The sequence below is a fragment of the Calidifontimicrobium sp. SYSU G02091 genome (genome assembly GCF_022631395.1).
Classification (GTDB): Bacteria; Pseudomonadota; Gammaproteobacteria; order Burkholderiales; family Burkholderiaceae_C; genus Calidifontimicrobium; species Calidifontimicrobium sediminis.
Genome location: NZ_JALBGB010000090.1, coordinates 1 through 571 on the forward strand (window position 1 = coordinate 1; position 571 = coordinate 571).

Sequence of the window (571 nt, forward strand, 5' to 3'; positions counted from 1 at the left end):
TTCGCCGCGCAGCTTCAGCGTGGCATAGGCCTGCCACTCGTCGGTGTAGTAGAGCGCGCCTTCTCGGGTGTGCGCCTCGATCTCGCGCATGATCGATGCCCGGTCATGGGCCGGGATCGGCATCGCCTTGACGCAGCCGTTGCGCTTGACGAGCCCGAACACGATCACCTTGCCCGCAGCGCCCCAGCCCCGCTTGCCCTTGCGGGCGCCACCGAAGGTGGTCTCGTCGCACTCGATGGCGCCTTCGAACGGCTCGCGCAGTTGCTCCACCAGCGCACAGCAGCCACGCACCAGTCGGTAGAACCGCTCCCGCGAGACCGCGCTGGTATCGGACAGGAACCGCTGCCGGTACGACGGCACGCCCAGCACGAACAACTCCAGCAGGCGTGCCTTCGTCGCTGTGGGCAGTCGTACCGAGTCCCACACCGACGTCCACGTGAAACGCAGCCCGCAGGCGCGGCACTTCAGACGTCCGTCCCCCAGGCGATAGTGCCGACAACCTGCACATCCGGGACATCGCTCCATGACCAAATCCTCTCAGATTTGGTCCGGTTTGCTTAGGAATTACCTT

Annotated in this window: 1 protein-coding gene; it reads right to left on the reverse strand. The window is 65.3% G+C overall.

The window, feature by feature from the left end; all coding sequences use genetic code 11:
- A partial coding sequence (locus MOJ79_RS18900) for a transposase (protein WP_442863150.1) occupies positions 1-369 on the reverse strand: 369 nt, incomplete at its 3' end.
- Between the last annotated feature and the right edge of the window lie 202 nt (positions 370-571).